General features: G+C 54.3%; 16 protein-coding genes. 8 read left to right on the top strand and 8 right to left on the bottom strand.

Annotated features, from left to right (window positions below):
• Nucleotides 1-176 precede the first annotated feature (176 nt).
• Nucleotides 177-815 carry a stringent starvation protein SspA gene (gene sspA / locus FFT88_RS18480; protein ID WP_000257293.1) on the top strand — a complete coding sequence of 213 codons (639 nt, stop codon included), beginning with the start codon at nucleotides 177-179 and terminating at the stop codon, nucleotides 813-815.
• 5 nt (nucleotides 816-820) lie between these two features.
• On the top strand, nucleotides 821-1,318 hold the full coding sequence (gene sspB / locus FFT88_RS18475; RefSeq protein WP_064529500.1) for a ClpXP protease specificity-enhancing factor: 498 nt from the start codon (nucleotides 821-823) through the stop codon (nucleotides 1,316-1,318).
• Between the two features lie 43 nt (nucleotides 1,319-1,361).
• Here the strand turns inward: sspB and dcuC are convergent, their stop codons facing one another.
• The gene (gene dcuC, locus FFT88_RS18470) at nucleotides 1,362-2,729 is read right to left on the bottom strand and encodes an anaerobic C4-dicarboxylate transporter DcuC (RefSeq protein WP_135403611.1); all 1,368 of its coding nucleotides are present in this window, start codon (nucleotides 2,727-2,729) and stop codon (nucleotides 1,362-1,364) included.
• Between the two features lie 380 nt (nucleotides 2,730-3,109).
• Here dcuC and nanR point away from each other — a divergent pair, with 380 nt between their 5' ends.
• From nanR to nanQ, 6 genes are all read left to right on the top strand, one after another.
• The gene (gene nanR, locus FFT88_RS18465) at nucleotides 3,110-3,901 is read left to right on the top strand and encodes a transcriptional regulator NanR (protein ID WP_130204540.1); all 792 of its coding nucleotides are present in this window, start codon (nucleotides 3,110-3,112) and stop codon (nucleotides 3,899-3,901) included.
• Between the two features lie 122 nt (nucleotides 3,902-4,023).
• On the top strand, nucleotides 4,024-4,917 hold the full coding sequence (nanA, locus tag FFT88_RS18460) for an N-acetylneuraminate lyase (RefSeq protein ID WP_130219177.1): 894 nt from the start codon (nucleotides 4,024-4,026) through the stop codon (nucleotides 4,915-4,917).
• A 108-nt stretch (nucleotides 4,918-5,025) separates the two neighbouring features.
• Complete coding sequence (gene nanT / locus FFT88_RS18455; protein ID WP_130223752.1) at nucleotides 5,026-6,516, top strand: sialic acid transporter NanT; 1,491 nt, start codon at nucleotides 5,026-5,028, stop codon at nucleotides 6,514-6,516.
• A 46-nt stretch (nucleotides 6,517-6,562) separates the two neighbouring features.
• Complete coding sequence (locus FFT88_RS18450; RefSeq protein ID WP_000054238.1) at nucleotides 6,563-7,252, top strand: N-acetylmannosamine-6-phosphate 2-epimerase; 690 nt, start codon at nucleotides 6,563-6,565, stop codon at nucleotides 7,250-7,252.
• A complete protein-coding gene (gene nanK / locus FFT88_RS18445; protein WP_135403610.1) occupies nucleotides 7,249-8,124 on the top strand; it encodes an N-acetylmannosamine kinase in 876 nt (291 codons plus the stop codon). Before FFT88_RS18450 ends, nanK begins: the two co-directional genes overlap by 4 nt.
• Nucleotides 8,121-8,585, top strand: coding sequence for an N-acetylneuraminate anomerase (gene nanQ, locus FFT88_RS18440; protein ID WP_130219185.1), 465 nt, complete (start codon nucleotides 8,121-8,123; stop codon nucleotides 8,583-8,585). Before nanK ends, nanQ begins: the two co-directional genes overlap by 4 nt.
• A gap of 59 nt (nucleotides 8,586-8,644) precedes the next feature.
• Here nanQ and FFT88_RS18435 read toward each other — a convergent pair whose 3' ends face one another.
• From FFT88_RS18435 to gltD, 7 genes are all read right to left on the bottom strand, one after another.
• Nucleotides 8,645-9,772 carry a PDDEXK nuclease domain-containing protein gene (locus FFT88_RS18435; protein ID WP_135403609.1) on the bottom strand — a complete coding sequence of 376 codons (1,128 nt, stop codon included), beginning with the start codon at nucleotides 9,770-9,772 and terminating at the stop codon, nucleotides 8,645-8,647.
• A 194-nt stretch (nucleotides 9,773-9,966) separates the two neighbouring features.
• Nucleotides 9,967-11,136 (bottom strand): VWA domain-containing protein, encoded by a 1,170-nt coding sequence (locus FFT88_RS18430; RefSeq protein WP_135403608.1) that lies wholly within the window; start codon nucleotides 11,134-11,136, stop codon nucleotides 9,967-9,969.
• A complete protein-coding gene (locus FFT88_RS18425; RefSeq protein WP_135403607.1) occupies nucleotides 11,126-13,387 on the bottom strand; it encodes a DUF5682 family protein in 2,262 nt (753 codons plus the stop codon). The genes FFT88_RS18430 and FFT88_RS18425 overlap by 11 nt, the downstream gene beginning before the upstream one ends.
• A gap of 17 nt (nucleotides 13,388-13,404) precedes the next feature.
• On the bottom strand, nucleotides 13,405-14,499 hold the full coding sequence (locus tag FFT88_RS18420) for an AAA family ATPase (RefSeq protein WP_135403606.1): 1,095 nt from the start codon (nucleotides 14,497-14,499) through the stop codon (nucleotides 13,405-13,407).
• Entirely contained in the window at nucleotides 14,496-16,100 is a 1,605-nt protein-coding gene (locus tag FFT88_RS18415; RefSeq protein WP_135403605.1) for a DUF5691 domain-containing protein, read from the bottom strand. The genes FFT88_RS18420 and FFT88_RS18415 overlap by 4 nt, the downstream gene beginning before the upstream one ends.
• Nucleotides 16,097-17,419, bottom strand: coding sequence for an SWIM zinc finger family protein (locus FFT88_RS18410; RefSeq protein ID WP_135403604.1), 1,323 nt, complete (start codon nucleotides 17,417-17,419; stop codon nucleotides 16,097-16,099). The genes FFT88_RS18415 and FFT88_RS18410 overlap by 4 nt, the downstream gene beginning before the upstream one ends.
• Before the next feature lie 233 nt (nucleotides 17,420-17,652).
• Nucleotides 17,653-19,071, bottom strand: coding sequence for a glutamate synthase subunit GltD (gltD, locus tag FFT88_RS18405; protein ID WP_000081668.1), 1,419 nt, complete (start codon nucleotides 19,069-19,071; stop codon nucleotides 17,653-17,655).
• Nucleotide 19,072 lies beyond the last annotated feature (1 nt).

Below are 19,072 nucleotides of genomic sequence, written 5' to 3'. Positions count from 1 at the left end.
AAAGGTCGCAAAATCTGGTAAACTATCATCCAATTTTCTGCCCAAATGTCGGGTATTGCTCATTTTTTGTTTGTTTTTCGAACAAAGAGTGTCGTTCCTTACTGGGTAACACAACTTCTGACTGGCCACCTGGTGGCTGGTAGCAGTAAAAATTCTGACTATACCTGGAGGTTTTCATGGCTGTCGCTGCCAACAAACGTTCGGTAATGACGCTGTTTTCCGGTCCTACTGACATCTATAGCCATCAGGTCCGCATCGTGCTGGCTGAAAAAGGTGTAAGTTTCGAGATCGAACACGTGGAAAAGGACAATCCGCCTCAGGATCTGATTGACCTCAACCCGAATCAGAGCGTTCCGACCCTGGTGGATCGTGAGCTGACCCTGTGGGAATCTCGCATCATTATGGAATACCTGGATGAGCGTTTCCCGCATCCGCCACTGATGCCTGTTTACCCGGTAGCTCGCGGTGAAAGCCGCCTGTACATGCACCGCATCGAAAAAGACTGGTACACGCTGATGAACACCATCATCAACGGTTCAGCCTCTGAAGCGGATGCCGCACGTAAGCAACTGCGCGAAGAACTGCTGGCGATTGCGCCGGTCTTCGGTCAGAAGCCGTACTTCCTGAGCGATGAGTTCAGCCTGGTCGATTGCTACCTTGCTCCGCTGCTGTGGCGTCTGCCGCAACTGGGCATCGAGTTCAGCGGCCCGGGTGCGAAAGAGCTGAAAGGCTATATGACCCGCGTCTTTGAGCGTGACTCTTTCCTTGCTTCCTTAACCGAAGCTGAACGTGAAATGCGTCTGGGCCGGAGTTAATCTGTATGGATTTGTCACAGCTAACACCACGTCGTCCCTATCTGCTGCGTGCATTCTATGAGTGGTTGCTGGATAACCAGCTCACGCCGCACCTGGTGGTGGATGTGACGCTCCCTGGCGTGCAGGTTCCTATGGAATATGCACGTGACGGGCAAATCGTACTCAACATTGCTCCGCGTGCGGTCGGCAACCTGGAACTGGCGAATGATGAAGTGCGCTTTAACGCGCGCTTTGGCGGTATCCCGCGGCAAGTTTCAGTACCGTTGGCTGCTGTGCTGGCTATCTACGCCCGTGAAAATGGCGCAGGCACAATGTTCGAGCCTGAAGCTGCCTACGACGAAGATGCCAGCATCATGAATGATGAAGATGTATCGGCAGATAATGAAACCGTTATGTCGGTCATTGATGGCGATAAGCCAGATCGCGATGATGATAATCATCCCGATGATGAACCGCCGCAACCGCCACGTGGTGGTCGCCCGGCATTACGCGTTGTGAAGTAAAACAAAAACAGGCCCAGGTGGCCTGTTTTGTCGTTTTAAGGGCTTAATAAAATAGCGTAATTGTGGCGATCATATTCACCACGAATCCGACTGCCATTGGGATCGCAGTCCGCTTCACCACTTCAAAGGGCGAAACGCCTGCTATTCCTGAAGTTACTACCACTACCGCAGTAATCGGCGAAACCGCACGCGCCAGCGTTGTGGCAAAGTGCATCGGCATAATCATCACTACCGCGGGTACGTGCAGTCCAGCTGCGATATTCGGAATAAGGCTGGCAAATGACATAAATGGCGCATTGCCGGAGCCCATCACAATGGCACAAATGGCAATTACCAGCGCCATAATAATCATCACGCCAATGCCACCAAGGCCAGAATGCTCTGCGCCTTTGATAACCGCATCAACGGTGCCAATCGTCGTTAAGCCTTTCGCAAATATTTCACCCGCGACCACCAGCGTTACCACGTTGGCAAACTGCGTACCCATGCCGTCAAAAAACGCCTGCACATCGTCCATTGTTTCGCGCAAGTTATGCTTGCGGAAGAACTCAACAAACATCGTCACCGTCAAACTCAGTAACATCACCACCACCAGATGCAGTTCTGACTGCATCAGCCCGACGTGGGCGAGGAACAGCGAGCCGAGCATCAGGATTAACGGCATCACCGGTAAAATGGCGTAATAGAGCGGTGGGACATTGTTGAGATCCTTTTGCTCCGCCTGTTCGTGATTGATATTTTTATCTTTTTTGTCAAAAGCGCGTTGCACGAAAAAGTGGGAGATTGCCACTGAGAGAATGACACAAGAGGCGACCGGAAGCTGGTAGTGGAAGAAGTAAGTGGCAATTTTCATTCCCGCTACCTGGGCTGCAAAAATGGAGTTCGTTTCCAGAATCCCCCACTCAATAGACATGGTGGTCGCTATAACCGCCACCGCAGAGAGGCGACTTACTCCCAGACTCACCAGCGTCGGAAATAACGTGACCATCAGTAACATACCCAGACCGGAAGCGCTGGTAATAAACTGCGCCATGAATTGACCGATGACGTAAGTTGCCGACAGTATGAGATACGGTGAGCGAATGAGCTTTAACGGGCGGCTTAACAAGCTCACCATCGCCCGACTGGCTCCTATGCGCTCCATGTAGCGGGCATAACCGCCCACCGCCATAATCGACAGCCCCAACCCGGCAATGCGGTTGGACAGCATGCGCAGGATTTCATTATAAATATCAACAATCAGATAGCCGCTGCTTTTGGCGGGGTCGAGTACACCCCCAAACCCTAACCAGACACCACACATCATCAGGAAGATACCCGCTGCGGCCAGCACCACCTGTGGTTTGTAATTTTTAAGGATCAAATAGCCCATCGTTATTAACACGATGACAGAAATAATTATGCCGAACATTGTTCAACTCCGTGTCAAAAGAATATGGTCAATCCCATTAACGGCAGATTGAAAACAATGATGTTATATTTTTTACAAGGCTATTTATGGTGTTGGTGTCGAATTTTTTAATCGTAATAAAGAGGATTTTTCATTATAAAATATGTATTTATGATTATTTCGCAAGAACACATTCATAATATTCATAATGTCTATGAATATTCTTGTAAATAATTTATCTGGGATGTTTTTATCTGCGTTATATTTATTTTTCGCAAAAGTTAATTATTAAATTAATTACGATAATGATGGTGTACGAAGAGTAAAACCCTTCGTTTCACCCTGCTTTCATTCCTGTGATAGGATGTCATTGATGATGTTAATCACACTGACCTTAAAGAATGGGCCTTATGAACGCATTTGATTCGCAAAACGAAGATTCTTCACCTGCAATTGGTCGCAACTTGCGTAGCCGTCCGCTGGCGCGTAAAAAACTCTCCGAAATGGTGGAAGAAGAGCTGGAGCAGATGATCCGCCGCCGCGAGTTTGGCGAAGGGGAGCAGTTGCCGTCTGAGCGCGAACTCATGGCGTTCTTTAACGTCGGGCGTCCTTCGGTGCGTGAAGCGCTGGCGGCGTTAAAGCGTAAAGGTCTGGTGCAAATAAATAACGGTGAGCGCGCTCGCGTCTCGCGTCCTTCTGCGGACACCATCATCGGCGAGTTGTCCGGTATGGCGAAAGATTTCCTTTCTCATCCAGGAGGGATAGCCCATTTCGAACAGTTACGTCTGTTCTTTGAGTCCAGCCTGGTGCGCTATGCGGCTGAACATGCCACCGATGAACAAATCGATTTGCTGGCAAAAGCCCTGGAAATCAACAGTCAGTCGCTGGATAACAATGCCGCGTTCATTCGTTCAGACGTTGATTTCCACCGCGTACTGGCGGAGATCCCGGGTAATCCGATCTTTAAGGCAATCCACGTTGCCTTGCTCGACTGGTTGATCGCCGCGCGCCCAACGGTCGCCGATCAGGCATTGCATGAGCATAACAACGTCAGCTATCAACAACATATTGCGATCGTTGACGCGATCCGCCGCCACGATCCCGACGAAGCCGATCGCGCGTTGCAATCGCATCTCAACAGCGTTTCTGCCACCTGGCACGCCTTCGGCCAAACCACTCACAAAAAGAAATAATGCCACTTTAGTGAAGCAGATCGCATTATAAGCGTTCTGTATGATGTGTTGCTTATTTGATCTGGTATAACAGGTATAAAGGTATATCGTTTCAACAGACAAGCATCACTTCAGAGGTATTTATGGCAACGAATTTACGTGGCGTGATGGCCGCACTCCTGACTCCTTTTGATCAACAACAAGCACTGGATAAAGCGAGTCTGCGCCGCCTGGTTCAGTTCAATATTCAGCAGGGCATCGACGGTTTGTACGTGGGTGGTTCGACAGGCGAAGCCTTTGTGCAGAGCCTTTCCGAGCGTGAACAGGTAATGGAAATCGTCGCCGAAGAGGCGAAAGGTAAGATTAAATTAATCGCTCACGTAGGTTGCGTCAGTACTGCTGAAAGCCAACAGCTTGCGGCTTCAGCCAAACGTTATGGCTTCGATGCCGTCTCCGCCGTTACGCCGTTCTACTATCCTTTCAGCTTTGAAGAACACTGCGATCACTATCGGTCAATCATTGACTCGGCGGATGGTTTGCCGATGGTGGTGTACAACATTCCGGCACTGAGCGGGGTAAAACTGACTCTGGATCAGATCAATACACTGGTTACGTTACCTGGCGTAGGTGCGCTGAAACAGACCTCTGGCGATCTCTATCAGATGGAACAGATCCGTCGCGAACACCCGGATCTGGTGCTCTATAACGGTTACGACGAAATCTTCGCTTCCGGCCTGCTGGCGGGCGCAGACGGCGGTATCGGCAGTACTTACAACATCATGGGTTGGCGTTATCAGGGTATCGTGAAGGCGCTGAAAGAAGGCGATATCCAGACCGCGCAGAAGCTGCAAACTGAGTGCAACAAAGTCATTGATTTGCTCATTAAAACCGGCGTATTCCGCGGCCTGAAAACCGTCCTGCACTATATGGATGTGGTGTCTGTTCCGCTGTGCCGTAAACCGTTTGGTCCGGTAGATGAAAAATATCTGCCAGAACTGAAGGCGCTTGCTCAGCAGTTGATGCAAGAGCGCGGGTGAGTTTTTTCCCCTCGCTCGCCCCTACCGGGTGAGGGGAACTAAGCGCATCTGTACCCTACAATTTTCATACCAAAGCGTGTGGGCATTGCCCACCGCGGGAGACTCACAATGAGTACTACAACCCAGAATATCCCGTGGTATCGCCATCTCAATCGTGCGCAATGGCGCGCATTTTCCGCTGCCTGGTTGGGATATCTGCTTGATGGTTTTGATTTCGTTTTAATTGCCCTGGTACTCACTGAAGTACAAGGTGAATTCGGGCTGACAACGGTACAGGCGGCAAGTCTGATTTCCGCAGCCTTCATCTCTCGTTGGTTCGGCGGCCTGATGCTTGGCGCTATGGGCGACCGCTACGGGCGTCGTCTGGCAATGGTCACCAGTATCGTTCTCTTCTCGGTCGGGACGCTGGCCTGCGGCTTTGCGCCTGGCTACATCACTATGTTTATCGCTCGTCTGGTGATAGGCATGGGGATGGCGGGTGAATACGGTTCCAGCGCCACCTATGTCATTGAAAGCTGGCCAAAACAGCTGCGTAACAAAGCCAGTGGTTTTCTGATTTCAGGCTTCTCTGTGGGGGCCGTCGTTGCCGCTCAGGTCTACAGCCTGGTGGTTCCGGTCTGGGGCTGGCGTGCGCTGTTCTTTATCGGCATTTTGCCGATCATCTTTGCTCTCTGGCTGCGGAAAAACATCCCGGAAGCGGAAGACTGGAAAGAGAAACACGGGGGCAAAGCACCGGTGCGCACGATGGTGGATATTCTCTACCGTGGTGAACATCGCATCGCCAATATCGTGATGACGCTGGCGGCGGCTACTGCGCTGTGGTTCTGCTTCGCCGGTAACCTGCAAAATGCCGCAATCGTCGCTGTTCTCGGGCTGTTATGCGCCGCAATCTTTATCAGCTTTATGGTACAGAGTACGGGCAAACGCTGGCCAACGGGCGTAATGCTGATGGTGGTTGTGTTATTTGCTTTCCTCTACTCGTGGCCGATTCAGGCACTGCTGCCAACGTATCTGAAAACCGATCTTGCTTATGATCCGCATACTGTCGCCAATGTGCTGTTCTTTAGCGGCTTTGGGGCGGCGGTGGGTTGCTGTGTCGGCGGCTTCCTCGGTGACTGGCTGGGAACGCGCAAAGCCTACGTTTGTAGCCTGTTAGCCTCGCAATTGCTGATTATTCCGGTATTTGCGATTGGCGGTGCAAACGTCTGGGTACTTGGTCTGTTGCTGTTCTTCCAGCAGATGCTCGGTCAGGGGATCTCCGGGATCTTACCGAAACTGATTGGTGGTTATTTCGATACCGACCAGCGTGCGGCGGGTCTGGGCTTTACCTACAACGTTGGTGCACTTGGTGGCGCACTGGCGCCGATCATTGGTGCGTTGATTGCTCAACGTCTGGATCTGGGGACGGCACTGGGATCGCTTTCGTTCAGTCTGACGTTCGTGGTGATCCTGCTGATTGGGCTGGATATGCCTTCTCGCGTTCAGCGTTGGCTGCGCCCGGAAGCATTGCGCACTCATGACGCTATCGACGGCAAACCATTTAGCGGTGCCGTGCCGTTTGGCAGCGCCAAAAACGATTTAGTCAAAACCAAAAGTTAATCCTGTTGCCCGGCCATGTGCCGGGCCTTTTGCTAAGGGAAGAAGTATGTCGTTACTTGCACAACTGGATCAAAAAATCGCCGCCAACGGTGGCCTGATTGTCTCCTGCCAGCCGGTGCCTGACAGCCCACTTGATAAACCGGAAATCGTCGCTGCCATGGCATTAGCGGCAGAGCAGGCGGGTGCGGTTGCCATTCGCATCGAAGGTGTGGCAAATCTGCAAGCCACGCGTGCGGTGGTGAGCGTGCCAATTATCGGGATTGTGAAGCGCGATCTGGAGGATTCTCCGGTACGCATCACGGCCTATATTGAAGATGTTGATGCGCTGGCGCAGGCGGGCGCGGACATTATCGCGATTGACGGCACCGACCGACCGCGTCCGGTGCCTGTTGAAACGCTGCTGGCACGTATCCATCATCATGGTTTACTGGCGATGACCGACTGCTCAACGCCGGAAGACGGCCTGGCATGCCAAAAGCTGGGCGCCGAGATTATTGGTACTACGCTTTCTGGCTATACCACGCCTGAAACGCCAGAAGAGCCGGATCTGGCGCTGGTGAAAACGTTGAGCGACGCCGGATGTCGGGTGATTGCCGAAGGGCGTTACAACTCGCCTGCTCAGGCGGCGGATGCGATGCGCCACGGCGCGTGGGCGGTGACGGTCGGTTCTGCAATCACACGTCTTGAACACATTTGTCAGTGGTACAACACAGCGATGAAAAAGGCGGTGCTATGACCACACTGGCGATTGATATCGGCGGTACTAAACTTGCCGCCGCGCTGATTGGCGCTGACGGGCAGATCCGCGATCGCCGTGAACTACCTACGCCTGCCAGCCAGACTCCGCAGGCGCTGCGTGATGCCTTATCCGCATTAGTCTCCCCGTTACACGCTCATGCGCAACAAGTTGCCATCGCTTCAACCGGGATAATCCGCGATGGCAGCCTGCTGGCGCTGAATCCGCATAATCTCGGTGGATTGCTACACTTTCCGTTAGTCAAAACACTGGAACAACTTACCGATTTGCCGACCATTGCCATTAATGATGCGCAGGCCGCAGCATGGGCGGAGTATCAGGCGCTGGAAGGGGATATAACCGAGATGGTGTTTATCACCGTTTCCACTGGTGTCGGCGGCGGTGTAGTGAGCAGCGGCAAACTGCTTACCGGCCCTGGTGGTCTGGCGGGACATATCGGGCATACGCTTGCCGATCCGCAGGGTCCAGTCTGTGGCTGTGGACGCACAGGTTGCGTGGAAGCGATTGCTTCTGGTCGCGGCATTGCAGCGGCAGCTCAGGGGGAGTTGGCTGGCGCGGATGCGAAAACCATTTTCACGCGCGCCGGGCAGGGCGACGAGCAGGCGCAGCAGCTGATTCACCGCTCCGCACGTACGCTTGCAAGGCTGACCGCTGATATTAAAGCCACAACTGATTGCCAGTGCGTGGTGGTCGGTGGCAGCGTTGGTCTGGCAGAAGGGTATCTGGCGTTGGTGGAAACGTATCTGGCGCAGGAGCCAGCGGCATTTCATGTTGATTTACTGGCGGCGCACTACCGCCATGATGCAGGTTTACTTGGGGCTGCGTTGTTGGCCCAGGGAGAAAAATTATGATGATGGGTGAAGTACAGTCATTACCGTCTGCCGGATTACATCCGGCGTTACAGGACGCGTTAACGCTGGCATTAGCTGCCAGACCACAAGAAAAAGCACCGGGTCGTTACGAATTACAGGGCGACAATATCTTTATGAATGTCATGACGTTTAACACTCAATCGCCCGTTGAGAAAAAAGCGGAATTGCACGAGCAATACATTGATATCCAGCTGTTATTAAACGGTGAGGAACGGATTCTGTTTGGCATGGCAGGCACTGCGCGCCAGTGTGAAGAGTTCCACCATGAAGATGATTACCAGCTTTGCAGTACCATTGAAAACGAGCAAGCCATCATCCTGCAACCGGGAATGTTCGCCGTGTTTATGCCGGGAGAACCGCATAAACCAGGATGCGTTGTTGGCGAACCTGGTGAGATTAAAAAGGTGGTGGTGAAGGTTAAGGCTGATTTAATGGTTTAAAACTTAGTTCGTTTTAAAGATTCTGCAGACACTGTCTGCAGAATTCGAAACCGCTGAAATTAACGGCGTCTATAGCCTTCCTCTAGCACCGCCTGTGTTCGAACGAGTTCATCCGCGAGTCGTTTTTCATCAGGTAGCTGCATCTTATATTCACTTGCCAGAACGGTGTTAGGCAAACCTGCCAGAGCATAATGTGCTTCTCCGGCTCCTTTCTCTGCACAGAGAACCAGACCGATGGGCGGATTTTCATCCGGTAGCGTCCAGTGCTCTTTGGCGTAGTTGAGATACATATTCATTTGTCCGGCATCGCTATAGCTAAATTTGCCCACTTTTAGATCGACGATTAGCAGGCAGCGTAAACGGCGGTGGAAAAACAACAGATCGACCCGAAACCAGTTGTCATCAATGCGTAACCTTCGTTGTCGACCGACAAAGGCAAAATCATCCCCAAGTTCCAGCATGAAATCCATCAGGTGGTTGATCAGCGCCTCCTCAAAATCGGATTCTGAGTATTCATCTTTTAATTCCAGAAATTCGAGCACAAAGGGATCGCGTATCGCCTGCTGCGGAAGAATATGCGTCTCGGCAGGAGCGTGTTGTTGCAGCATGGCTGATTTGTCATGTGACAGTAGTGTCCGCTCATAAAACTGGGTCGCAATTTGCCGCTCTAGCTGGCGAACAGACCAGCCACAGCGGAGCGTCTCTTTTTCATAAAAGCTGCGGGCGTCAGCGTTTTTAACGGAAAGTAAACGGACGTAGGTGGACCAGGGCAGGGGGAAAGATTTGGCAGACAGCGTCTGCCAAATCTTTGCCGATGGGAATTCTGCAGACGGTGTCTGCGGAATTCCCAATGGTGTTAATTCGCCAGACACTGTCTGGCGAATTTCAACATGTTGAAAAAAGAGGTAAAAAAGCCTCATTTGGCGTAAGTTTTTTGCAGAGAACCCACGCTTATACCTTAGACTTAAATCCTTTGATCGTCGCTTGATTAGCTGCGCACCATACGCAGCCCTGGCCTCGCCACCTTGTTCAAATTCGACAATTCGTCGGCCAATTTCCCAGTATGTCGCGGTCATCAGCGCGTTAACGCTACGTACCGTTTCCGTCCGGGCGCTATCGACCAGGTGAATAATACCGTCGTGGATTTGCTGGTAGCCTGTTGAGGTTCTCTCTGAGAGCGATTCCATTATCTGTCCCTTTATATGGCGCTGTGTTGAATAATGGAATCAGCTATACGTCAGGCATCTGCCGGTAACAATCCAGGTGGGCTTGTTACATGGGTTTTCTTCACGTTATGCGAGGCGCTTTCCAGCAATTGTGCTGTAACGTTGTGATGAAGATGAATCAAAAAAGGCCGGAGCGGGGCATCCGGCCAGAATTCTCAGGCGGTTTCTCTTGCTGTCACTACGCCGTGTTGTGCCGCCCACAGATTCACGTCTTCTTTGCGAATGGCGGCGGCCATCATGCCGGGGAATAAATCAGGGGTACAGGCAAAGGAGGGAATGCCCATAGCGGCGAGTTTTCCTGCCAGCGCCCGGTCGTAAAACGGTGCGCCTTCGTCGCTTAAGGCCAGCAGCGTAACTACCTGCACGCCGGACTGAATCAACTCACTGGCGCGTTGCAACAGGTTACGTTCCACACCGCCTTCGTAGAGGTCGGAAATCAACACCAGAATGGTATTGCGCGGATCGCGAATCAAAGACTGGCAGTAGCCCACCGCGCGGTTGATGTCGGTGCCGCCGCCCAGCTGCACACCAAACAGCAGCTCTACCGGATCGTCGAGCTTCTCTGTCATATCAACGACTGCGGTGTCGAAAACTACCAGATGCGTTTTTACCGCCGGAAGTGATGCCATTACTGCGCCAAAAATACTGGAATAGACTACCGAAGAGGCCATCGACCCACTCTGGTCGATACATAAAATGATCTCCTTTTGCGTGCGCTGTGACTTGCGCCCGTAGCCGATGAGCGTTTCAGGAACAATACTTTTGTACTCTTCCTGCCAGTGGCGCAGGTTGGCGCGAATGGTGCGCTGCCAGTCAATCTCCGCATGGCGTGGGCGACGATTACGTACCGCACGATTAAGAGCGCCGCTCACCGCACTACGCATTGGCTCTTCAAGTTGTTTCATCAATTGCTCGACAACTTTACGTACCACAAGCCTGGCGGTTTCTTTGGTTTTGGCCGGAATTACGCCATTCAGCGACATCAGCGTGGAGACCAGATGCACATCAGGTTGGACGTTTGCCAGCATCTCCGGCTCCAGCAACATACTGTGCAAATTAAGACGTTCAAAGGCGTCTTTTTGCATCACCTGAACCACAGAAGAGGGGAAATACTGGCGGATATCACCCAGCCAGCGAGCGACTTTGGGTGACGATCCACTCGTGCCGCCGCGTAATCCATGTTTACCCTCTGGCTGATACAGCGCCGCCAGCGCTGCATCAATCGCGGACTCTCTGGCATCCAGCGCCACGTTACAGGCATTGTCGACATCTTCTCCAAGGATCAGACGCCAGCGGCGCAGCCGTTCCATTTCGTTACTCGACATGATTTTCCCTTTCGTGTGGTGGCAAAGCCAGAATGCGGTGCAGTAGCGGCAGCATTAACGCGGCACGCTGTTCATCCCATATACCGCTGGTCTCTTCTTGCTGTGCGACACGCTCGCCCTGCGCGGCGCGTTCGCCTAACTGGCGGCGTTCCGGGCTGGAGAAACGGGCGAATGTCCGCCGTAGCATCGGCAGGATCCGGGTGAAGTGATCGTCGGTCAGGCCGCTTTGCCAGGCATCGATCAACTGCCATAATTCGCTATTGTGCAGCAGCACCATCGCGCTGTCGTTGAGGAAACCTTCCGCCCATGCGGCACTTTCCGCCGGGGGATTGGCTGCCGATAGCGCCAGGTTCATCAGCGTGGTGATCCGTTCTGTCGTTAACGTTTGCAGATCAAACAACAGGCGCGTTGCCGTTCCGCGAAGCAGCGCGTGCGCGGTACTGCCCTCTGCCAACACCATCAACGCCTGCAACCAGCTGGCTAACAGATCTTCGTTATCCAGCAACCGCAGCGCGGCGTGGGCGTCGATGACTTTTTCTCTCATACTGGCGGCGCTGTCGTCGTTGAGCGCCGAACAGGCTCCGGGTAGGGCTATGGCGGCGCGCGGGGCGAGGCTCATCAGTACCTGCATTACCATTCCGGAGTCCGTCTGGCGCACGTTGCCGTAGCGGACAATCGCTACCAGCGGTGCCAGGGCTTCCAGCAACTGTTCGATATTGCCCTGAGTGGCAGCCAGTGATTCCAGCGCATTGGCGATGGGGGCAATCGCGGTCTGTAAATCGGCCAGGAGCACCTGTTGGATAAGCTTTGCCAGTTCCGGCAGCGTGCTGGCATGTTGCGCCCTCTCAATGGCGTAGCGGGCGCTGGCCTGCTCAATGCTGTTTCCCCAACGGCTGGCGGTAATGATGTTCATTGCCAGTGCCGGTTCCCAGCGTAGCGACCAGACTTCGTGGAACGTCCCTTTGCTGTTATTTCCTTGTCCAGCCAGATGGCCCCAGGGAATGTCGAGTAAGGTCAGGCGATGCAGTAAATGGCTACGCGCCAGATCGCCGGGTTTGCGCAGATCGAGATCCAGCACTTTTTCACTGGCTTCTGCCTTCAGGCGCAGCGTTTTTTGCTGTTGCGTAATGTCGCGTTGGAGCGGCACGACGGGCGTGTCATCCGGTACGCTCCCCAGCGCATCGCCGACAATTAACTTCTGGCGAATCATCTGCATTGGCGCGCTTTCGCCCATACACACTACGGTTTGCAGCGCTTCGCAAAGCTCGTCAAGCCCCGGTTGCGGGTGATGGCGCATAATCGCCAGCGTCTGCGCCAGCCGCGCCGCTTCGATAATGTGGGCGCTGGAACAGTCGAGATCGGCTGCGCGAAATAGCCTTGCCGCCCGTGACAGCCAGCCAATATCGCGGTGAGATGCGCCCTGATAACGCCACAGATGATCGTACCACTCCGGTGACACTACCCCTGCGCCATAACCGCTGGCGCGGCTTAGGGCCTCGTAGCTCCAGGGCGTCCAGGCGGCGGCAACCTTACACTTCGGCAAATTTTTCAGCAGTTCGTTATCATTCTTTGCGGGCGGCAGGTTTTCCAGCGCCGGAACGTGCCACGCACCACAGACCACTGCTATGCGCGAGAAGCCCTCTTTTTTCGCCTGGCGTAGCGTCTTGCGCATATACGCTTCACGCAGCGCTTCCCGCCGTTGCTCGCGGGTGGAGTATCTGACATCGGGTTCTGCCTGGCGTAAGGCAATCATCGCTTCGCGAATCGCTTCAAACAGAGACAAATCATCTTCACGCTCTTCTACTCTGTGGCTCCACCAGCTTTCTCCGTCGGTGTAACCGGCGGCGCGACCCAGCCAGTCCAGCGGATCGCTATCGGGACTGGCTTCCACGGCATCATCGTCACTACTCTCTTTTTCGTCATCAAGCGCGAACTGGTGGCTAATGGGCAAGTCCATAAAGCGCACGGCGATATTTTGCTCAAGACCATAGCGCAGCGCCTGCCATTCCGGGGAGAACGCCGCAAAGGGATAAAACGCCGCATGATGCGAGTCGTCCGGGGCATAAATCAGCAGCGCGACCGGCGGTTGCATCTGTTCATGCTGGATGAAAGGCAGAATAGATTCGCCATCGGGCGGCCCTTCCACCAGCAGGCAGTCGGGCTGTAGCGCTTCCAGCGCCTTTCGCAGACTGCGCGCGCAGCCAGGGCCATGGTGACGGATGCCAAACAGATGAACGGTTTGTTCAGTCATAGTGGTTGCCTTGCTGATTACACAATTTCGCGACAGGCGCGATAGAGATCGTTCCAGTCGCTGCGCTCTTTGACGATGGTTTCCAGATATTCACGCCAGACCACGTCGTCCTGCACGGGATCTTTTACCACTGCGCCGATAAGGCTTGCTGCGATATCCCGCGGATGCAGCACGCCGTCGCCAAAATGGCCTGCCAGCGCCATACCGTTGTTGATAACGGAGATCGCTTCTGCGGTGCTGAGGGTGCTGGTCGGAGACTTAATTTTCGTTTTGCCGTCAACCGTCAGACCGTTACGCAGTTCGCGGAAGATTTGCACGACTCGCTGAATCTCTTTAAGCGCGGGTGGTTCAGCGGGAAGCGCCAGCGCCTGACCCAGTTCGGCGACGCGGCGAGTGACAATGTTAATCTCTTCTTCTTCGCTGGCGGGCACTGGCAAAATCACCGTGTTAAAACGACGTTTGAGAGCGGAAGAAAGCTCGTTAACGCCTTTATCGCGGTTGTTGGCAGTGGCGATAACGTTAAAGCCGCGCGTCGCCTGGACCTCTTCATTCAGTTCGGGGATAGGCAGCGTTTTTTCCGACAGAATCGTGATCAGGGTGTCCTGAACATCGGCAGGAATACGCGTCAGCTCTTCTACGCGTGCAATCTGCCCGCGCGCCATCGCCCGCATCAATGGGCTTTCTACCAGCGCCGAACGTGACGGGCCTTTAGAGAGCAGCTCCGCGTAGTTCCAGCCATAACGCATCTGTTCTTCACCGGTGCCAGCAGTGCCCTGAATAATCAACGTTGAGTCGCCGCTGATGGCCGCCGCCAGATGTTCAGACACCCAGGATTTTGCGGTGCCGGGTACGCCATACAATAGCAGTGCGCGATCGGTTGCCAGCGTGGCAACGGCTGTTTCGATAATCCGCCGGTTGCCGATATATTTCGGCGTGACCTCAAAGCCATTTTCCAGTTGCCCGCCTAACAGATAAGTAGCAACGGACCACGGAGAAATAGTCCAGTTTTCCGGGCGTGGATGAGAATCGTTTTTTTGCAGCTCAGCCAGTTCTTCAGCAAATTGTTGTTCGGCATGTCGGCGTAAAACGGCGGCAGTAGCGGTGGCATTCATAAGGTAGTTTCTCCGACAAAAAGCGAATGAAGTTGAATTCGGTGCGCCAGCGTGGCGCTCAGGGCAGTGAAGGCAGCCTCGCAGTAAGGCGTTTGTTGTGCGTCGTGCGGCCACTTTTCAATGACATCATTGAGGACTTCGGGGGCCAGCAAACAGGCGAAATCACTCATCACATGGCGCAAGGTGTAGTCGTAACGTGCAGCATCCTGTTGTACCCAACTGTGCAGTTTCATGACCATTTGCTTGCTCAGGCAGCTGCTAAAGAGGGAAGCATCTTGCGGTAAAAGAGCGATGTAGCGTTGTAAATGTTCGCCGCCCATCACCGAAAACAGTGACGTCAACACTGGCTCGTGTTCTTCTACGGGCAGGCATTGCAAAAGCTCAAAGGCGTTAATCTTCACGCCAGCGGGGTGATGAATGCTTATTCCGACGGGGAGTAGGGCGAGGAATGCCTGCGCCCACTGTGGATTTTTTTCGCGCAGGACGGCGTTATACCAGGCGCGCAGTAGCGCCTCCTGCCAGTCGGTTTGCCCAGCCCAGCGCAGCAATTCATTTGGTGTGGCCTGCATTTGTGTTTGCCACCAGTCGAGCGGCAGTGCAGAAACTATCTGATACAGCCACCATGCGCGCTGGCCCAGCTTTTCGCCTTTGGGCTTAGTTTCTTCCAGCGCATCGGCCTTCCACTCTGGCGAGAACGCCGCCGGGGTATCAAGAGTGACGAGCAACGTTTTTTCTTTGCCGATTAAGCCTTTTAGCCTTGCAAGTAAGGTCTCAGGATCGGGGGATGAATTGAGCAACGGCGCTAACCGGGACTTCATGCGCGAGATCCAGGCGCTTTCCGGCAGACAACGCAGTAACCGTGCCGCAGTTTGCCGCACCTCTTTACTGCGATCGGATAAGGTCTGTTCCAGAAAAGCTTCGTCATGCAGTGAGATTTCCACTTCCAGCACTGCCAATAACTGCGCGCGTTCGCGGGCATCCAGCGTGCTCATCTCCTGCGCCAGCCGATCGCGGGCCTGCTCCGGGGCGCACGTGCGCAGTTGCGTCAGATATTGCAGACGCTGTTCGGGCGTGCCGTGCAGCCACATTTCTTCATCCAGCGGAGCGTCACCGGAGGCGAGAAAGTAGCCCCAGTCGGCGTTAATCTGCGCCAGCCAGCGCCCGCGAGCGCCCAGAACATCGGGCAGGATGCCGCGTAGCGATGGCTTTTGCGCGCCATAATTCAGCAATGCCGGTAACAGCAGGGGCGGAGGAAGAAGCTGACGCTGAACCAGGTGATCAAGCGCCGACCACAGCAAACGCGGCGGCCCTTCTGCCAGCAGCAGATGCAGCAGGCCTGCAAAAGCTGGGTTGTTTATTGTCTGAGCATTTTCTTCGCCCATTTCCGGCAGCGGTGTGGGAACAATTGCCTGCGGCTCCCAGCCTGCAAGTTGGCAGAGTGCCAGAACGCCCGCCGAGCGCAGCAACTGTTGTTCTGCGGAGGTGTTATTCGTCAGTTCAGACAGGAGTTGCCCGATCTCGCTTTGTGACGCCGACGATGTAAACGCTTTTTGGTCTGTGCCGAGCAGTGCCGTGCGGGTTAAATTTTGCCATTCGTTCATTGTGCGCCTCCGGTTGCCCAAATCACGCTACCAGCAAGCCAGGCGCTACAGGGCGTCAGTTGCTGACCGTCCCATTCCCCCATTAGCATAAACGGCGCGCCGCCGCTGGCAGCAAGTAACCGCCAGCCCTCGTCCGAAGACAGGCGCGCCGGTAAGTGCTGGCCCTGTGTCGAGACAAACCGCCAGCCGCTCTCGTGCGGGTAAATCAACATTTCGCTCACGCGTAGCGGCAGAGGCCATTGCCAGGGATTGGCACTAAGCCGCTGCGCCATTTCATGCAGCGCGTTTGGGAGGGGTAATTCTGCAAGCGGGAATTTTTCACCGCTGGTAAATGGCTCCACAACCCGCGCCCGTAACGGTGATGCGCCGGGGAAAAAGGCGAGTGCGCCGTGACAGACTTGCCCGGTGATAAAGTGCTGAGGAAAGTTTTTCCCACCGTGTGAATAGTCCAGCAGCAGCGCGGTACAGTGACTCTTTTCTCCATACAGCCAGACCCGGCGTCGCCATAAATTGTTCTCTTCTTGCGCGCTTTGCCCTAAGACCAGCCAGTTATCCTGGCAGGTTTCTCCGACAGCGACGTCATTTTTATCCGCAGTTATTCCCAATGCCGCATGGAGATCGCTGAGTTGTGCTGGAGATAACGCTTGTTGCTGGCGCCAGGCGTCAATAATCAGCTGTAGCTGCCCCAGTTCTCTGCACAGACTCGATGGCCATGTCTCGGCGGTAGTAAAAAGAGTGGTCAGGTTGTTCAGGCGGGCGGAAATTCCCGGCAGTTGGGCGTCGACCATGCGGGCGGCGATCCCGGCAAAAGGCAGTTGTTGGGCAGAGATCTGCGCCAGACCGTGGCGAATAAGGTCGTGCATCCACTGTTCGAGGAAATCCAGCCCCGCCGTCATTTTTTGGTTACGCGCCGCTTCCCGTTTGGCGGCAGCCTGCGGGTCGGCAGCTTTTGCCTCAGCCTGTTCTTTCTTCTCTTCTTGGCGAACCGCCCGCTGCTGGCGCGAGGTTAGCCACTCGCTCACCCATTCAGGTGGTTCGCCAGCGGTGAAGCTTGTGGTTTGTTGCACCTGGAGCAAGAGCAGCGCAAGACTATGTTTGCAGGGGAATTTACGGCTGGGGCAGGAACATTTACAGGTCAGATCCAGTCTGTCGATCCGTACCTGATAAGGGCGGGAGCCGCTACCTTTACACTCTCCCCAGAAGGCGGTCTCGCTATATCCGAGCGTCGGCCATTTTGCGGGAGCAACCAGCCCACGAGCCGCTTTCACCGAGGCGTCATCGGGCGCCAGGGCTTGCACTGATTCAACGGTCAGTTCCATTGTCATTCTCTGTTGGCGTGGAGAAGTGATGGAGTCAAAGAGGCGTTAAGCAAAGCAGAAGGAGACTGTTTTCCGTAACAGCGTATTGCGCGTCCATCGCAAATATGGATTGAGTATAGAGGGAGAAATTCAGGAAACAATCACCAGCGTGACTATTCGGGGTTTTTCAGAAAATTATAATTTTTTAACGCTGCGAAGCCCGATGTATCCGGGCTTCGCAGCGTTGTGGCTACTTAAACTTCCAGCCAGTTCATAATGCCGTCAGCCGCCTTACGACCTTCGGCAATGGCGGTCACCACCAGATCGGAACCACGGACGATATCGCCGCCAGCAAAGATTTTCGGGTTGCTGGTCTGGAAAGCGTTGTCGCTGCCTTCCGGGGCGATGATGCGGCCTTGTGAATCCAGCTCAACGCTGTGTTTTGCCAGCCATTCCATGCTGTGTGGGCGAAAACCAAACGCCATGATCACTGCATCTGCTGGAACGATATGTTCGGAACCTGCCACGATCTCCGCGCGGCGACGGCCTTTGGCATCCGGTTCGCCCATTTCGGTACGCACCATTTTTACGCCGCTGACTTTGCCGTTACCGTTCACTTCAATCCCCAGCGGTTGGACGTTGAATTTGAACTCAACACCTTCTTCCCGCGCGTTTTTCACTTCGCGGCGGGAACCCGGCATGTTCTCTTCATCACGACGATAGGCACAGGTTACGTGCTTCGCTCCCTGGCGTACAGACGTGCGCACGCAGTCCATCGCAGTGTCGCCACCGCCAAGTACTACCACGCGTTTACCTTCCATGCTGACGAACGGTTCGTCGTTGGTTTCACCAAAGCCCATTAACTGTTTGGTGTTGGCGATAAGGAACGGCAGCGCTGCGTACACGCCATCGGCGTCTTCGTTTTCCAGTCCGCCGCGCATTGACTGATAAGTCCCGACGCCAAGGAACACGGCATCGTAATCACTCAGCAGATCGTCCAGCTGCACGTCGCGGCCCACTTCGGTATTGAGTTTAAATTCAATACCCATGCCGGTGAAGATTTCACGGCGGCGCGTCATTACCTCTTTTTCCAGCTTGAAGGCCGGAATACCGAAGGTCAGCAAGCCGCCAATTTCCGGGTGACGGTCGAAGACGACCGCTTTTACGCCGTTGCGCGTCAGGACATCCGCACACGCCAGACCGGCCGGGCCTGCGCCGATAATCGCCACTTTTTTACCGGTCTGTTTCACGCCGGACATATCCGGACGCCAGCCCATCTCGAACGCTTTATCGTTGATATAGCGCTCAATGTTGCCGATGGTCACTGCGCCAAACTCATCGTTCAGGGTGCAGGAACCTTCGCACAGACGATCCTGCGGGCAGACACGTCCGCACACTTCCGGCAGGGTGTTGGTCTGGTGCGACAGTTCCGCCGCTTCAAAAATACGCCCCTCATTGGCGAGCTTCAGCCAGTTCGGGATGTAGTTGTGTACCGGACATTTCCACTCGCAGTATGGGTTGCCGCACGACAGGCAGCGGTCAGCCTGCGCTTTGGCCTGGCCTTCGGAAAACGGCTCGTAAATTTCAACAAACTCAATTTTGCGGATCTTCAGCGGTTTCTTTGGCGGATCAACGCGCTGCAGGTCGATAAATTGATAAACATTCTGACTCATT

The sequence above is a fragment of the Escherichia sp. E4930 genome (assembly GCF_005845405.1).
GTDB lineage: Bacteria > Pseudomonadota > Gammaproteobacteria > Enterobacterales > Enterobacteriaceae > Escherichia.
Note: the sequence above shows the minus strand (reverse complement) of the source record. Positions and strands in the feature narration are given on the sequence as shown.

Bases quoted from the DNA above. Each gene is read 5' to 3' on its own strand.
- sspA (WP_000257293.1), top strand. From the start codon at position 177: ATGGCTGTCGCTGCCAACAAACGTTCGGTAATGACGCTGTTTTCCGGT.
- sspB (WP_064529500.1), top strand. From the start codon at position 821: ATGGATTTGTCACAGCTAACACCACGTCGTCCCTATCTGCTGCGTGCA.
- dcuC (WP_135403611.1), bottom strand. From the start codon at position 2,729: ATGTTCGGCATAATTATTTCTGTCATCGTGTTAATAACGATGGGCTAT.
- nanR (WP_130204540.1), top strand. From the start codon at position 3,110: ATGGGCCTTATGAACGCATTTGATTCGCAAAACGAAGATTCTTCACCT.
- nanA (WP_130219177.1), top strand. From the start codon at position 4,024: ATGGCAACGAATTTACGTGGCGTGATGGCCGCACTCCTGACTCCTTTT.
- nanT (WP_130223752.1), top strand. From the start codon at position 5,026: ATGAGTACTACAACCCAGAATATCCCGTGGTATCGCCATCTCAATCGT.
- FFT88_RS18450 (WP_000054238.1), top strand. From the start codon at position 6,563: ATGTCGTTACTTGCACAACTGGATCAAAAAATCGCCGCCAACGGTGGC.
- nanK (WP_135403610.1), top strand. From the start codon at position 7,249: ATGACCACACTGGCGATTGATATCGGCGGTACTAAACTTGCCGCCGCG.
- nanQ (WP_130219185.1), top strand. From the start codon at position 8,121: ATGATGATGGGTGAAGTACAGTCATTACCGTCTGCCGGATTACATCCG.
- FFT88_RS18435 (WP_135403609.1), bottom strand. From the start codon at position 9,772: ATGGAATCGCTCTCAGAGAGAACCTCAACAGGCTACCAGCAAATCCAC.
- FFT88_RS18430 (WP_135403608.1), bottom strand. From the start codon at position 11,136: ATGTCGAGTAACGAAATGGAACGGCTGCGCCGCTGGCGTCTGATCCTT.
- FFT88_RS18425 (WP_135403607.1), bottom strand. From the start codon at position 13,387: ATGACTGAACAAACCGTTCATCTGTTTGGCATCCGTCACCATGGCCCT.
- FFT88_RS18420 (WP_135403606.1), bottom strand. From the start codon at position 14,499: ATGAATGCCACCGCTACTGCCGCCGTTTTACGCCGACATGCCGAACAA.
- FFT88_RS18415 (WP_135403605.1), bottom strand. From the start codon at position 16,100: ATGAACGAATGGCAAAATTTAACCCGCACGGCACTGCTCGGCACAGAC.
- FFT88_RS18410 (WP_135403604.1), bottom strand. From the start codon at position 17,419: ATGGAACTGACCGTTGAATCAGTGCAAGCCCTGGCGCCCGATGACGCC.
- gltD (WP_000081668.1), bottom strand. From the start codon at position 19,071: ATGAGTCAGAATGTTTATCAATTTATCGACCTGCAGCGCGTTGATCCG.